Source organism: Collinsella aerofaciens (assembly GCF_001405375.1).
GTDB lineage: Bacteria > Actinomycetota > Coriobacteriia > Coriobacteriales > Coriobacteriaceae > Collinsella > Collinsella aerofaciens_F.
In genome coordinates this window covers 1-14787 of record NZ_CYYP01000020.1, presented here as the reverse complement: position 1 = coordinate 14787, position 14787 = coordinate 1, and the positions used below count along the sequence as shown (strand labels likewise).

The 14787-nt window shown below is 59.9% G+C and carries 12 protein-coding genes and 1 pseudogene; 7 read left to right on the top strand and 6 right to left on the bottom strand.

The features are described from left to right. Window positions 1-342 precede the first annotated feature (342 nt). The 4 genes from ARB25_RS09015 to ARB25_RS09000 form a co-directional block, all read right to left on the bottom strand. Window positions 343-771, bottom strand: a complete 429-nt coding sequence (locus ARB25_RS09015) for a hypothetical protein (protein WP_055287489.1) — start codon at window positions 769-771, stop codon at window positions 343-345. 1 nt (window position 772) lies between these two features. After that, entirely contained in the window at window positions 773-2461 is a 1689-nt protein-coding gene (locus ARB25_RS09010) for an ATP-binding cassette domain-containing protein (RefSeq protein WP_172676358.1), read from the bottom strand. Window positions 2462-2740: 279 nt separating this feature from the next. Further along, on the bottom strand, window positions 2741-3481 hold the full coding sequence (locus ARB25_RS09005; protein WP_117769450.1) for an ABC transporter ATP-binding protein: 741 nt from the start codon (window positions 3479-3481) through the stop codon (window positions 2741-2743). A 5-nt stretch (window positions 3482-3486) separates the two neighbouring features. After that, the gene (locus tag ARB25_RS09000; RefSeq protein WP_055287485.1) at window positions 3487-5709 is read right to left on the bottom strand and encodes a hypothetical protein; all 2223 of its coding nucleotides are present in this window, start codon (window positions 5707-5709) and stop codon (window positions 3487-3489) included. Between the two features lie 552 nt (window positions 5710-6261). On the opposite strand from ARB25_RS09000, the gene ARB25_RS08995 reads away from it, so the two are divergent. The 6 genes from ARB25_RS08995 (at window position 6262) to ARB25_RS08970 (ending at window position 10872) form a co-directional block, all read left to right on the top strand. Continuing rightward, the gene (locus ARB25_RS08995) at window positions 6262-6774 is read left to right on the top strand and encodes a hypothetical protein (protein WP_055287483.1); all 513 of its coding nucleotides are present in this window, start codon (window positions 6262-6264) and stop codon (window positions 6772-6774) included. Window positions 6775-6783: 9 nt separating this feature from the next. Beyond that, a complete protein-coding gene (locus ARB25_RS08990; RefSeq protein ID WP_006235292.1) occupies window positions 6784-7035 on the top strand; it encodes a helix-turn-helix domain-containing protein in 252 nt (83 codons plus the stop codon). An 18-nt stretch (window positions 7036-7053) separates the two neighbouring features. Then, window positions 7054-7761 (top strand): site-specific integrase, encoded by a 708-nt coding sequence (locus ARB25_RS08985; RefSeq protein WP_270225426.1) that lies wholly within the window; start codon window positions 7054-7056, stop codon window positions 7759-7761. A gap of 397 nt (window positions 7762-8158) precedes the next feature. Beyond that, window positions 8159-8446 (top strand): ACT domain-containing protein, encoded by a 288-nt coding sequence (locus ARB25_RS08980; RefSeq protein WP_006235289.1) that lies wholly within the window; start codon window positions 8159-8161, stop codon window positions 8444-8446. A 77-nt stretch (window positions 8447-8523) separates the two neighbouring features. After that, window positions 8524-9942, top strand: coding sequence for a citrate synthase (locus ARB25_RS08975; protein ID WP_055287480.1), 1419 nt, complete (start codon window positions 8524-8526; stop codon window positions 9940-9942). An 87-nt stretch (window positions 9943-10029) separates the two neighbouring features. Further along, window positions 10030-10872, top strand: coding sequence for a Cof-type HAD-IIB family hydrolase (locus ARB25_RS08970; RefSeq protein WP_055287478.1), 843 nt, complete (start codon window positions 10030-10032; stop codon window positions 10870-10872). 118 nt (window positions 10873-10990) lie between these two features. Here the strand turns inward: ARB25_RS08970 and ARB25_RS08965 are convergent, their stop codons facing one another. Continuing rightward, on the bottom strand, window positions 10991-11785 hold the full coding sequence (locus ARB25_RS08965) for a Cof-type HAD-IIB family hydrolase (protein ID WP_055287476.1): 795 nt from the start codon (window positions 11783-11785) through the stop codon (window positions 10991-10993). 206 nt (window positions 11786-11991) lie between these two features. Continuing rightward, window positions 11992-13812: an adenine deaminase gene (locus tag ARB25_RS08960; protein ID WP_055287474.1), complete on the bottom strand. Its 1821-nt coding sequence runs from the start codon at window positions 13810-13812 to the stop codon at window positions 11992-11994. Window positions 13813-14347: 535 nt separating this feature from the next. Here ARB25_RS08960 and ARB25_RS08955 point away from each other — a divergent pair. After that, window positions 14348-14721 (top strand): annotated as a pseudogene (locus ARB25_RS08955) (transposase); the annotation flags it as partial. Window positions 14722-14787: the final 66 nt, after the last annotated feature.

The window sequence follows — 14787 nt, the reverse complement described above, 5'->3', positions numbered from 1 at the left end:
AAGCTCTCCGGACTTCACGCCGTATCTGATCGCATTGTAGACAGCCAACTCGTCTTCGCAGTCGGCGAGCACGCGGTGTGCGTCGTCGTTTTGGATGCACAGTAAATCTCGAAGGTCCTCCATGCACCAGCGTCCGAGATCTGGCCATGCGCGTCGCGCGAGCTGATAAGTGTCGATCGCGATGTTGTAGTTAAAGTCCAGGCCAAAGCCGTCCCAGGCAGAACGGCTTTGTTTCCTTGATTATCAACTTCATCCGGACACTTCCCGCATTCATCCGTGTGTGTACGGATGAATGCGGGGTTCAATACCCCGGAGGCCTGATCGGCAGACCGCCGGGAATTCTCACTCCTCGAAAAAAGCCGGCACTCGGTTAGTCCTGCGCATCTTGAAATCGCCAGACTCATGGGAGACGTAGAGAATGCCGTCCATCCCATCTCGTGATGCATACGACAGGTGAACTGAGCCGCAATCCGATCCATCATTGTCGAGAAGATCGAACGAATTCGGGTCGCTCGTTGCGGCCAAACGACCACTCAGACAAGAGCCATCGTCATTACAGATTTGCCATTCCATGTCTTCGCCTGCAAGAATCGCCATAGACGGCCCGGTCGCGCCATCGTTGACATACATCCCGTCTATGCCAAAACCGTTTTCAGCGCCATCGATGAACGACTGCTCGGACCTATACCTCGCAAATGATGCACATAGCACCATTGCAAGACAAAGTACAAAGCCAACAATCGCTATCTTTGCATAGCTCTTGCCCATCATGTCATTCACCTCCCTCGTATGTATCGAGGTATTCCTGCTTGAGCGTCTGCGAGGACGACTTGATCTTTTCCACGAGCGTGCCGGCCTCGATGAAGTAGAACGAGTTGGTGAGGTCTGCCAGGTCGTCGAGCAGGTGGCTTGAGATGAGCACGCTTCGTCCCCGCGCCACCTCGCTGCGCATCGCGTCGCAGGAGGTTTTCCGCTTTCCCGGATCGAGGCCGTTCAGCGGTTCATCGAGGATAAGGTACGGGCAATCGGTCGATATCGCCATGGCAAGCTTTACCTGCTGCTTCATTCCTGTCGAGAGTTTACGGATCGGCTTGTCGAGATATGGGGAGATTCCGAGGGAGCTGCAGAGCGAGTCGATGTCGGCGGCCGATTTCCACGCCTCCCTAACGAAAGCAAGGTGCTCGATGGCCGATAGCGTGGGATAGAGATCCGCGCTGCCCGAAGAGCTCAGGTAGACGAGTTCTGCGAATTCGGCTGATCGACGTTGGCTGATTCCGTCTGCCGCCAGGCTTCCCGAGCGGATGCGGGTGGGAAATTGGCCCGACAGCGCTTCAAGAAGGGTGGTTTTCCCCGAGCCGTTGGGAGCAACGAGGCCCGCCGCCGTTCCCGGGTTCAGGAAAAGCGATCCGATTGAAAGTATCGTCGTGCTTCCGTATCCCACGCTCACGTCCAGAAGCTCGAGCCCATGGTGCTTTTTCGCGGGTCCAGACTGTTTGGGGGAACGTGTCGCAACGGCGCCGACCGCAAAAAAGACCGCGACGTATGCCAGGGCCACGGCAAGCATCGATGCGCTGCCTGAACCGGAGCCAATGAATTCTGTCGGGAAGCATCCCACGTAACCCGTTGCCTCGATAGGCGAGAATACGGGCAGTGGCAGGAGCCCGAGCACGGCATTATGCCCTAGTGCCGAATCGGACAATAACGGGAATGCCGGGGCCGCGACAAGCAGCGCGGAGGCAAGGGGGCCCGCGAGGACGCGCCTCGTTGCGGTCGATAGGACGGCGGAGCAAACGGATATCAAGGTTCCGCCCGCAAGCAGCGCGAGAAGCAGGGCTGTGAAGACGTTTCCCGCGGTCGTGGTGGTAAGCGCGCCGTCATGGAAGAAGGCGATCGGGTACCCGATCTGCCCGAAGCCGTTTAGGGCCAAGGCGTAAATGCCCCCGGGTGCGAGGCCGGCGAGGAGCATCGCGGTCCCCGCGGCGATTATCGAAAACACGATCTGGATAAGGCGCCGGAATTTGGGCGCGGGCGCCTTTGCCGCCAGGGTCCCGGGCCTTGTGGCGCCGAGCACGAGTATCGACGAGAGAAGGAAGGGGATGAAGGGAAGGAAAGACGGCGCCGTGGCAATGGCGTAAGGCAGGAAGGAAAGGAATGGCAGGTCGTTTGCGGAGGCCGGGATATCCGTGATGCCGGAGCTGCTCAGGGCACGGCAATATGCGAGCGCTGCGTCATTGGTCTCTTGGTCTCCCACGATGGACCCGGATTGGAAGCCTTCGCCCATGAGCGCGTAGTAGCTCTCGGCAGAATCGAGAAAGGCGGCGTCGGTTTGAGCGGCGAGGGCGGCGTTCGCGTATCTTGCAAGCTCCGCGTCATCTTGCTGCTCTGGCGATAGGTCTATGCCGCTGGCCTGGGGCGCGCGCGTATTGAATGCGTCGACAAAGCTCTGCATGTCCTGCTTCATAAAGAAGGGCCCGTAGATGGGTGAATTGAACGCAATGGGGACGGAGAAGGCTGCGGCAAGAACGAGCGTACAAATCCATACGGCCTTGTCTCTTAGGATTAGTTTGAGAAGAAGTCGACAGTACATTTAGAAGCACCTACATTCCTCAAAGCATCGTTAGATTGATAATGACAGCCCGAATGAAGATGCGTGCGACGGGGGCGAGGCGAATGGCTGAGCGGTATCGATACGCTGGTTCAACGGTATTATATTGACCACATAGATTTTTAACTTGCATTTCTACCCGCCCTTTTCGTAGAGTCGCCGATACGTGCTTAGCGCACCCTCGGCGCGTCCGGCAGGCTTTGCGAAATGGGATCCAGGAGACTTCGGCGCAGCATCATCTTGCGGAATGCTTCTAATGAGCCTCCCATCCTTCAAAAACAGAATCTCATCGCACAGCCTATCGACCGAATCCAAGATGTGGGATGACATGATGATGCACGTACCAGAATCGGCCAGCTTCCTGAGAATCTCGGAATGCAAGTCCACCCTGCTGGGGTCGAGCGCGTTCATGGGCTCATCTAATAGAAGGTACCGCGCGCCCGTCGCATACGCAATCGCCAGGGTAAGCTGCTGCTTCATGCCCTGGCTCAGAGTGCGGATCCTCATCTTCGCGAACTCGCCTATCTGCGTTTGTTCCACTATCTCTTCGATATCGCGAGCATGCGGCCACATATCGCAAACCATCTTGAGGTGATCTTCCGCACGCAATCCGGGATACAGCAGCGTCCCCTCACCAGGTGCATAGAAGATCATAGAACGGACCTCTCTCGCACCCGTACCCTGCACCTCATCCAGAACGATGCTCCCGTCCACGCGAGGACCCGGCAAACCTGCCATCGCACGCAGCAACGTCGTCTTTCCATGCCCGTTCGGAGCGACGAGACCGTAGACCGTACCCGGGGCAAACTCAGCGTTCACCGAATCTACGAGCACCTTCTTTCCATAAGAGATCGTCAGCGTTTGAAGGTCAATCATCGAGATCATCCCCTTTCGATCTTTGGAACACTCAGGCGCACCATCAACGGAGATACGGCGCCCAAGACCACCAGCAGAGCGCCCGATGCGCCGACGACCTCTCCAAAAGGCATCGCGTTCGTCCCTCGCCCAAGGAACCCAATCGTCCCCACCTGGGAAGCGGGATCAAACGAGGCGAATGGAGCCAGCAGCGCGACGCCCATGCCCACGCTTTCAACATGAGCGCTCAACGAACCCAACACCAAGAGAACCGCGCAAACCATTCCGGTGACAACGGGGTTGCGGCTAATCGCTGCTGTCAACGCAGCGACGACGGAAATCACGCCGTATGCCATGACCAGCAACGGAATACTGCACAACACCGCCTTCCCCACCATGGACGTTGTCGAAGCTCCCGCCCGAATGAGAGCGACGGGATACTCCGATCCACCCGCACCGTTCTTAATCACGGACACAACGACAGCGGGAACCATCGACACCAAAAGCAGCACCAAGCCAAGCAGGAGAGCCAGCGCAACAGCCGTCAGAAAACGCACATGCGCTGTTGCGGGGATCTGGAGAACCAGAAGGGAACGACACTGCAGGTGGGTGCACGCGAGCGATGTGACAACCACGGGCAACAGCAAAAATAAGGAGGGAAGCGCTGCCTGGAGATACGAAAGGAGGATTAATGGGGGCATCTTCGTACTTAACTCGTAAACCTTGGGGTCCGGCAAGCTCGCGATCGACTCAAGCAGAAGGGCGCGCGCCTCCGCACGAGAAGGAGTCTCCGGCTCGATTCCGATCGATTGCAGGAGAGTCGCATCTGCCGCGCCCAGCTCACCTCGAGCGCGCTCGTACGTCGCAAGGCTTCGAAACCCCTCCGCAGGCATAGGCGCGTACACGAAACCCGAAAGAGCATCCCGCATGTCTTCCAGGGCCGCTTTGCCCTCGACGTCCATATTCGCAGCGTTCTGCTCTAGATACCGATCTATTGAACGGAGCTCCCCATCCCTATACCGAACAGCGGAAACGTTATCAGCGTCAGGAAACATCTCGACCAGAGCCGGGGCCAGCATCGTCGTCGACATTGCAATCGCGCATACGGCGAGGGTAGGAGAACGCAGGAGCAGTTTCCCCATCGTTCTTACGTATGCAACGGCGGAGGCACAAGCGCTCGAACGAGTTGCCGTTCTCGATGCAGTGAAGGAACCTCTCTCAAGACAAATCGGGGATATCGGGCACGCGCAGCCGCTCTTTCCAGCAACGCAAAGCAGGCTAATTGCCAGCACCTCGATCCCGATTGCGCATACGAGGGCAATCGCGCCACGCTCGAAGCAAAGTCCAGGCAGATTCACTATCTGCGTTGTCGGGTACGGGCTATAGGCGCCGACGGTCAACTCAGTGTTCGCATACGTAAGGGGATTCAACAGGGCGAACTCACGTAAAGCGATGGATCTTCCGTAATACCCGGGAACCATCGTCACCCCCATCAGGGCACATACGAACACGATTCCAAGCGTAGGGTTATTGGCAATCTTCACGGCAAGGTGAACGACAAGCGAGATGAACGCTGCCACCAAGAATTGCAAGATGGCCGTCTGCGCGAACACCAGCCAAGCCGGTTTGATAACCGGAGTCGCATATTGAATGTAGCCTATCGGATAGAACGGCGAGCCCGGGCCATTCTTCACAAGCGCGGCGATTATCCCTGGAAGATTGATGGCGAGGACGGCAAGCATTGCAAAAACACTCGCCCATACGCTCGATGCAACAAGTCTACCCAGCTCGCCCATCGGTGCCTGGATGATGAGCTTTTCACGTTTGTTAAGACGCGCGGCAAGGAACGAGACGGCAACGGCCGTTGCGACCCATAGCAAGTACTCCTTCGATCCGTCATAATAGGTGTACTCTCCATCCGATATCTGCAGAAACGGAAGTAGGGGAGAGAGCGGTGCCAAGATAAGACGTCCCGCGGCAAGAGGGTACAGAAGCGCGGGCATGCTTGATGAAGAGGTATAGACACCGTCCTCCCCCGCATTCACAAGCGCATCCGCATAGGATGCTGACAATTCCTGCTCAACACGGGTTATTCCCGACTCGAGGTATTCGACCCGTCCGTCGATGCCAGCCGCGCTCCTGAAGACGGGCAGAGCACAAAGAACCATCAACGCAACAACGACAACACAGAGCGACCTGGAGGAGAGAAGCGACCTAAAGATCGCCTTCGAGATTTTGAGCATATTCATCGCCAACCTTAACCTCATCCAGTCGGAACAGAGGGGCCGAACAAAATGCTCGGCCCTTCCTCGCATCTAGTAGGTGCTATAGACAAATTGCCATTTATCAGTTGTGCCAAGAACACCACAGGAGCACATTGCAGCGAGGCGGGATTCCCTATGATGCGCGGATCGGCGATAGCCATTTCGGTAGGAGATCGTCTTGTAAGAGATGTTGAACATCGAGATGCTGTGCCCGCTTACGCCGCGAGGACAGCTGTAGCTCCAGTAGGTATCGACGACGTCGTCCGTATACCCGAGGGGCTCAACGAGGGCACACTGGCTGCTCTCCTGGGAAGGAGGCATCGGGGTATCCGCAAAAGCGGGGGCTCCCGGCAGCAACAGACAAAGAGCGAGGCCGAGGAAAACCAAGAGCTAACACGACTTAACAGTACTGAACATAATCCTCTCCAATCTAGAGGGGTTTCGGTTGCAGCATGCTGTGATTACTTGCCGGCAAAGTCAATTTAACATAAACTGTTAAATAGTAACCTGAGTTTTTTAAATTCTTCGGAGGTTATTATGAGTTCCGACAATCGCACTCCCCGGCTTCATTCCTTCCGCATCGCATGTGCGATAGCCTCTGCGACCCTTTGCGCCACCGCCATCGCACAAGTGGCGTTCTCCTTAAAGCCAGCAATCGAAATGCTCGACAACCCTGTAATTGCAGACTCCCCCGCGTATCCAGCCCTTGCGATCTCGACATTGGTCCCTGCCGTCATCGGTATCGCTACGACCATCCTCAGCGCCGTTCTCGTGTGGACGATCAAGAGCGCAGACCCCTTCAAGAAAGGGTCTGCGACATGCTTGAAGGTGCTCGGCATTCTCTTCGTTGTTCAAGCTGCCACCAGCCTCTACGCCGGCTCACTCAAAACCTCCGTTTCGATGTTTGGCGGCGAGGGGGCCGTCGGCGCCCAAGAGATCGCTTCATCATTCGATTGGACCTCTCTGGTTCTCGGCATCGTCCTGTTCATGCTTTCCCAGCTCTTCTTGTACGCCCGAGAGCTGTACCTCGACTCCGACGAGATTGCGTAAGGAAACGCCATGCCCGTAATTGTTCGCCTCGACAAGATCATGGCCGAGCGAAAGATTTCCTCGAACGAACTTGCCGAAAGGATTGGAACCACGCCCGTGAACCTGTCCCGTATTAAAAAAGGGCATATTCGCGGCATTCGCTTCAACACACTCGAGCAGCTATGCCTCGCCCTTCGTTGCCAACCCGGAGACCTTCTCGAAGTCATGAGCGAAGAGGATGCCCGAAAGGAGTTCGGACTCGATTGGTCCGCCGAGGATTAGAGGGCGGTCGTACTCGCCCTGCACACGGGGATGCGAATCGGCGAGGTCTGCGGCCTTCGGTGGTGCGATGTGGATTTCGAGACGGGCCTGATCTCGATCAGACACTCGGTGGCGTACGCGAAGGGAATGGGTTCGTTTATCAAGGACACCAAGACCCATGACGCCAGGGGTATCCCCATCGACCCGGTCGGCCTACTCCCCTTCCTGAAGGAGACCCACGAGATCGACTGCGGAAAGCTGCGCTTGCGCGGCCTTACCGGGGCGGTCGAGATCGGGGACTGCTACATCCTGTCGGAGCCGGGCGCGACCTTCGCGACGACAAGCTATATCCGCAGGGCGTTCAAGACGTTCTCGGAGACCAACGGCCTCATGGGCACCAACGACGAGCTGATCACGTTCCACGGCCTTCGCCACACGTTCGCAACGCAGTGGATCCGCCAAGGCGGCGATATCAAGGCGCTCCAATCGATCCTCGGCCACAAGGACGCCATGGCGACGCTCAACGTCTACGCCGACATCGAGCCCATCTCCAAAATCCATAACATGCTGCGCGCCACGCCGTGCCTTTGGCGCGGGCACCTCGGGCCGAGGGTCGATCCGGGTCCCATGTTCCAACAGAGGATCCAGGAGTCCATCGAGACGCTCCAGGCGTTCGGCTACGGCATCACCGAGCCGGACGACCGAAATATCGCCATACGCGACGTGAAGATGAACAGTTGGCTCTAGCTCACCGAGTACGCGGCAGTGCTGGGCCCATCCCAACTGAGGTCACGGTGGTCCGATAGGGGCGCCGCCCGCGGCATGCGCCGCGGAGCGGTATCCCCTACCGAAGGGCGGGGATGCCCTCCGCTTCCAGTTCGGAATCAGCCGTCGGAGGCGTTCGGCTGACTGCGGGAACGGCCTGTCCGCTCAATGTGTTCGGCTGAGATCGGAAATCAACCCAACACGAGCCGGACACGCGCCAGACGGCTCTTCCCCGTACGGCCTTCCCCCTTACGCTCATGTTGCAGGCATGTAACGCCGCAGCGAGCGCGCCTTTTTTTGCGCCAGACAGGTACAATGATGAACACTGTACCGTAGCGGAGCGCCCCGCGCGCGCCGCAACCACGCGAAAGGGTTTCCCATGGCCGAGATCTCGTCCTCCCGTATCGTCATCACCGTCCTTGGCAAGAACCGCCCCGGCATCGTCGCCGGCGTCACCCGCGTTCTGGGCGAGGCCAACGTCGACATCCGCGACATCACGCAGTCCATTATCGAGGACATCTTCACCATGACCATGCTGGCCGACACCGCCGAGTCCAAGCTCGACTTCGCCGAGCTGCAGAAGGCCCTGGCCGAGGCCGGCGAGCTTTCGGGCGTCAACGTGTCCATCCAGCGCGAGGACGTCTTCAACTTTATGTACCGCCTGTAGCGAGCAAGCCGCTGGGGATAGCCTGACGCGCGCATGCCCATGCAAGTCACCCCGATGCGGCCCGGAGAGGAGCGCGCATGGCCTACGACGCCAAGAAAATCTATTACCGCTTCGATGACCACTTGAGCCGCCTGGTTCTGGATTACGAAGCAAGCCGCCAGATTTCGCCTGAGAGCGAAAACCTCTACCACGGCCTGCCGACCGACCCTTATGACGAGGGCCTGTTTGTCGAGCACAATGTCAAGCGCGGCCTGCGCAATGCCGACGGCTCGGGCGTGGTCGCGGGCCTCACTCGTATCTCGGATGTGCACGGCTACAACAAGGTCGACGGAAAGGTCGTGCCCGATCAGGGCAAGCTCACGCTTCGCGGCTACAGCATCGAGGATCTGGTCAACAATGCCCAGGCCGAGAATCGCTACGGCTACGAAGAAGTCGCCTATCTGCTTATCACGGGTTCGCTGCCCAACAAGGAAGAGCTCGACGGCTTCTGCGAGCGCCTGGGTGCCTTTAGACATCTGAGCGACGAGTACGTCAAAGAGTTCCCCATGACCACGGTGTCGTCGAGCATCATGAATGTGCTCCAGCGCGCCGTGCTGCTGCTCTACGCCTTCGATGCCGAACCAGACGTGATCACGCCCGAGCACGAAATCGACGTCGCTATTTCCATGCTCGCACGTCTCCCGCGCATCGCCGCCTTCGCACACATGGCCTCGATCGCCAAGCTTCGCGGCTCCGAGGTTCACGTGCCGCACCCCACGCCCGGTCTCTCCACCGCCGAGACCATCCTACAGGTCCTGCGCGGCGGCATGGCGTTCACCCGCGATGAGGCGATGCTGCTCGACGTTATGCTCATGCTGCATGCCGAGCACGGCGGCGGCAACAACTCCACCTTCGCTTGCCGCGTGCTGTCGTCTTCGGCCACCGACCCGTATTCCGCCTACGCCGCGGCCATCGGCTCGCTCAAGGGCCCGCGCCACGGCGGCGCCAACGCCAAGGTCGTGTCCATGCACGAGGACATCCGTGCGCATGTTTCCAATTGGGAGGACGAGGACGAGGTCGCAGCCTACCTGGGCAAGATCCTCGACAAGCAGGCCTTCGACGGCACGGGCCTCATCTACGGTATGGGCCACGCCGTCTACACGCTGAGTGACCCGCGCGCCGAGGTGTGCCGCCGTTACGCGCGCACGCTTGCCGCCAAGAAGGACCTGGGCGAGGAGTTCGCGCTCATCGAGCGCATCGAGCGTCTGGCCCCGCAGGTGATGCGCGATCACGGCATGACCAAGCCCATCTGCGCCAACATCGACCTGTACACGGGCTTTATCTACAAGATGCTCGGCGTGCCCGAGACGCTCTTTACGCCGCTGTTCGCCGTCGCCCGCATGGCCGGCTGGTCGGCGCACCGCATGGAAGAGCTCTTCTGCGCGCATCGCATCATCCGCCCGGCATACCGTCCGGTGATCGATCCGCTGGAGTACAAGCCGCTCGCCAATCGCTAAGACGCGGACCGTTATAGAACCCGAACGTGGCCAGGGCATCACCGCCCTCGGCCACGCTTTTTATGCCAGTAGAAAGGATCGCGACGAATGATTGTGTTTTCCGATATGGATGGAACGCTGCTGACGAGCGATAAGCAGATGAGCGACGCCACTTGGGCAATGCTCGACGAGCTTGCGCGCCGCGGTATTGAGTTTGTGCCCTGCACGGGGCGCCCGCTGTCGGGCATCTTTGAGCCTATCCTCGCCCATCCTGCCGTGCACTACGCGGTCTGCGCCAATGGTGCCAGCGTCTGGCAGCTCGACGAAGATGCGCCTACCGATGCCTCACGCGCCAAACGTATCTTGAGCCGACCGCTCGACCGTGGCATCGCCCATCGCATCCATCGCATCGCCGCCGGCCACGATGTGACCTTCGATATCTTCGCCGACGGCCAGTGCTTCCTCCCCCGCTCGCTCTATGAGCGCCTAGACGAGTTCTGCGGCGGCGACCCCCACATCGCGGCTTCGCTCAAGCGCACACGAACACCGATCGACATGGATATCGACAGTAAGATCGACGAGGTCGAGACACTCGAACGCATCGCCATGTACTGGCACGACCCGGCCGATCGCGACGCCATCGCGGCGGAGCTCGACACGCTCGGAGGCATTGAGGTCACGCGTTCGTACGCCATGAATATCGAGGTCATGGGCGAGGGCGCCACCAAGGGAACGGCCCTCACATGGCTATGCGAGCACCTGGGCGAGCGTCTCGCCGACGCCTGGGGCTTCGGCGACAACATCAACGACATTCCCATGCTGCAGGCAGCAGGCCACGGCATAGCCATGATCAACGGCGAGCCCGAAGACCGCGACGCCGCCGACGCCATCACCGAGTTCGACAACGACCACGACGGCGTCGCCCGCACCATCATGGCCGCCCTCGCCTAGTCATCGGCTAGTCATTGGGGACGTTCTTGAATGACTAGTCGTTGGGGACACTCTTCGTGAAAAGCTGCAAGGACTGTCCCCCACTGCCGGCAGAACGGGAACGTCCCCAGCTGCCGGATTAAGCGAGGCCCTCTAGCACGCGGCGGAGCTCCTGCTGAACGGCGTGGTCGCGGTTACGACCCACCACGCGATCGGCAACCGCCCTGAGCGCAGGGCGCGCGTTTTCCATCGCGCAGCCCGTGCCGACAAAGCGAATGATCTCGTAGTCGTTCATCGAGTCGCCAAACGCCATGACCTCGTCGCGCCCAATGCCGTAATGCTCTGCGAGCTGTGCAATACCCGAGGCCTTCGACACACCGGGCTGCATGGCATCAATCCACGCGTTGCCCGAAGGCGCAAAGGTAAAGAGCTGACCGAGTTCGCGCTGTAGCACGTACGCACTGTCCATAACCGCACTGTCGTCGCAAAAGATACTCGCTTTGATGATATTTACGCTGGGATCGGGCAGCTCCCAAATGCGCTCGGCATTGGGAAGGTCCTTATCGACCTCACGCACGAACTTGCACTCGTCATCGAGCAGGAAGGACTTGGTTCGGTCAAAGAGCGCAAGATGCAGATTGGGAAACGTCCTGACGGCTTGGGCGAGCCTTCGAATCGCCAGGTGGGAATACACCTCACGGTCTACCATCTTACCGTCGGCGTAGACTTGGGCGCCGTTAGCGGCGACAAAGTCCATCTTGTCGCGAACGGGCGCAAAGAACTCGCACAGGCGATCGTAGCGACGACCTGACGATGCGGCGAAATGCACGCCATGCTCGTGTAGCGCCAGAATCAGTTCATAGGTCTCGGGAGGCACCTGGCCGTTTTCGTCAAGCAGTGTGCCGTCCATATCGGATGCAATCAGTTTAAACATAGAAAAGCTCCCTTCGGGCTTGTTGGAATCAGACGCGTATCCGATTCCAACGTACCCAAAGGGAGCTCAAATAAGACTCCGCGGGCGTAAACGTTACAAGGACCTGGCAAATAGCTCACACATGCCAGAGGTCCTACGGTCGCGGCGTCAGGCAGCCCGCCAAAGAGTGTCCCCGATGACTAGTCGTTTAAGAACGTCCCCGATGACTAGTCGGCGTAGGTGAAGGTTGTGACGTCGAACATGCCCTCGGGGCGGATGCGGAGCGTCGGGATGACCGGCAGGGGCAGGAAGATGATGCCCATGATGGGGTCGAGCGGCGGCTCAATACCCATGGCGCGCGCCTTGACCATAAAGTCGTCGTGCTGCGCGGCAACATCCTCGGCCGTGCCCTCGCTCATAAGGCCACCGAGCGCCAGCGGAATGCGCGCCACGACCTCGCCGTTGCGCACCAGCACGTGGCCGCCCTGGCCCACGGCCTCAACGGCAGCCATCATATCCGCCGCATTGTCGCCCACCACGCACACGTTGTGCGAGTCGTGGCCGATCGTGGAGGCAATGGCACCGCCCGTGATGGTGAAGCCGCGCACCCAGCCGCGACCGATATGCTTGCCGACGAGCCCCATGCCGGCGGGACCGTCGCCGTCGACGCCCTCGGCCTGCAGCGACACGCCGCGGCCATGGCGCTCGATAAGCATAATGCGACGCAAGTCCTCGTCAGTCTCGGGACGAACCATGCCCGTGATAGCCATGCCAGGGATCACATCAATAACCGCCTCGCCCGGCTTAAAGGCATAATCGAACACGTCAAGCGAAAGCTTCGGCAGCTTAACGGAAGCACGCAGCTCATCGGCAAGCGCTGCGACCTCAGCGGTCTCGGGCGCAACCTCGCCCACAAAGGCGCCGTCCTGTGCCACGAGCGCACCGGCGGCATACACGCGATGCGGGGCCGTGGCAAAGGTCAGGTCATCGAGCACCAGCAGGTCGGCGCGCTTGCCCGGAGCGATCGCGCCGCGGAGCTCATGCGGGTCACGACAGCCGTGGTCCAGGCCAAAGGCCTCGGCCGTGGAAAGAGACGCCATGGAGATGGCGACCACCGGGTCGATGCCGGCCTCGATGGCCACGCGGCAGGCGTTGTCGATCATGCCGGTCGAAAGCGCGTCGGAGGGAGCGCGGTCGTCGGTCGCAAAGCAGCAACGGCGAGCACGGGCGGGGTTTTCCAGCAGCATAGGCGACAGGTTGGCAAGGTCATGGCTGCAGGTGCCCTCGCGCAGCATGACATACATGCCGCGGGATAGCTTGTCGAGCGCTTCCTCGGGAATCGTCGACTCGTGGTCGGCGATAATACCCGCTGCGGCATAGGCGTTGAGATCCTTGCCGGCAACAAGCGGAGCATGGCCGTCGACCTGTTTGGACGGCGTCTGATTGGCAGCGTCAATGCGAGCGCAGGTCTCGGGATCGGCCATAAAGACGCCCGGCAGGTTCATCATCTCGCCCAGACCAAAGACATCGCCCGGATGCTCGGCAAAAAACGCCTGCATATCGGCAGCCGAAATAACGGCACCGGCCTGCTCGTCGGGCAGCGCGGGCACGCACGAAGGCATCATGTACTTGATGGAGATGGGTGCGCGGCGGCCGTCCTCGATCATAAAGCGCAAGCCGTCGAGACCGGCAACATTGGCAATCTCGTGGCTGTCGGCAATGGCGGTGGTAGTACCGCGCGTCGCGGCCATGCGAGCATACTCGGCGGGACGGATGTTCGAAGACTCGATATGCAGATGCCCGTCAATAAAACCGGGAGCGAGATAGCGACCCTGGCAGTCGATAACCTCGGCAGCCTCGTAGGTGCCAGCGACATCGTCGCGACCATCGTAGAGCACGCCGACGATCACACCGTCCTTGACGGCAACGCTGCCGGGCGCCACACGCTGGCCATACACGTCGACGATCTGCGCATTGGTAAACAGCGTGTCGACGGGCACGCGGCCCTCGGCGGCCTCGATCACAGACCTCATGACCTCAACGGACATACATACTCCTTTAACCGTAGAAAAAAGCTGCGGAGCGGACAGACCTTCACCGCAGCAAGCCAATAGCCATTGTATGCCCAAACGATGGGTCAACAATACGCCTCTCCGCTTAACGGAACACGCCGCTTGGCGCAATGGGGGCAGGTTACTTTGCACCAATGACAAGGAGTGTCCCAAAGTGCCGGCACAGACGATATGAGCAGGACATAAAAACATTGAGAGCCCCTGCTGCATGAAAGACCGCGGATTAGGCCGACAATGGTGAGTGTCTAATCCAACCGTGGCGGCCACGCCGCATTCATGGAAGGGGCTCCCATGCTCGATACTACCACCTTCATCGGCCTCGACGTCCACGCCCGCTCGATAAAGGCCGTCTCCCTCGACGTCATGACCGGGGAGGTACGTGCCGCGACCTTCGGCTACGACGCCGGCGCCGTCGCGGGGTGGGTCCGTTCCGTGGACCCCAGGGCCAGGTGGATTGGCTACACTGATGTGGACAGTTCCGGGAGGGGCGCAGGAGACGGGAGGGCCGTATATGAGGGACCCCAGGCACCCGAGGCATTTCACCGACGAGTTCAAGAGGCAGATAGTCGACCTCTACAACGCCGGCAAGCCCAAGCGCGAGATCATGGACGAGTACGACCTCGGCAAGAGCACCGTGGAGAGGTGGATCAAGTCGATAAACGCGACCGGCTCGCCGCGCGCCGCGTGCAACCGCACGCCCGAGCAGAACCGGATCCTGGAGCTCGAGCGCGAGAACCGCAGGCTCCGGATGGAGGTCGACGTCTTAAAACAAGCGGCGCTGATATACGCTCGAAAGTGAGGGCCATAGCGGCCAACGAGGGCCGCTACCCCATATCAGCGCAGTGCAGGCTCCTCGGCGTCGCGAGGTCGACGTACTACTCCATGCGCTCGCGGGCCGACCGGCCCGCCGCGCCGGACCCCGCCGCGCCGGCCGTGGTCGCGGCCCACGCC

Bases quoted from the DNA above. Each gene is read 5' to 3' on its own strand.
- ARB25_RS09015 (WP_055287489.1), bottom strand. From the start codon at position 771: ATGATGGGCAAGAGCTATGCAAAGATAGCGATTGTTGGCTTTGTACTT.
- ARB25_RS09010 (WP_172676358.1), bottom strand. From the start codon at position 2,461: ATGAAGCAGGACATGCAGAGCTTTGTCGACGCATTCAATACGCGCGCG.
- ARB25_RS09005 (WP_117769450.1), bottom strand. From the start codon at position 3,481: ATGATTGACCTTCAAACGCTGACGATCTCTTATGGAAAGAAGGTGCTC.
- ARB25_RS09000 (WP_055287485.1), bottom strand. From the start codon at position 5,709: ATGAATATGCTCAAAATCTCGAAGGCGATCTTTAGGTCGCTTCTCTCC.
- ARB25_RS08995 (WP_055287483.1), top strand. From the start codon at position 6,262: ATGAGTTCCGACAATCGCACTCCCCGGCTTCATTCCTTCCGCATCGCA.
- ARB25_RS08990 (WP_006235292.1), top strand. From the start codon at position 6,784: ATGCCCGTAATTGTTCGCCTCGACAAGATCATGGCCGAGCGAAAGATT.
- ARB25_RS08980 (WP_006235289.1), top strand. From the start codon at position 8,159: ATGGCCGAGATCTCGTCCTCCCGTATCGTCATCACCGTCCTTGGCAAG.
- ARB25_RS08975 (WP_055287480.1), top strand. From the start codon at position 8,524: ATGGCCTACGACGCCAAGAAAATCTATTACCGCTTCGATGACCACTTG.
- ARB25_RS08970 (WP_055287478.1), top strand. From the start codon at position 10,030: ATGATTGTGTTTTCCGATATGGATGGAACGCTGCTGACGAGCGATAAG.
- ARB25_RS08965 (WP_055287476.1), bottom strand. From the start codon at position 11,785: ATGTTTAAACTGATTGCATCCGATATGGACGGCACACTGCTTGACGAA.
- ARB25_RS08960 (WP_055287474.1), bottom strand. From the start codon at position 13,812: ATGTCCGTTGAGGTCATGAGGTCTGTGATCGAGGCCGCCGAGGGCCGC.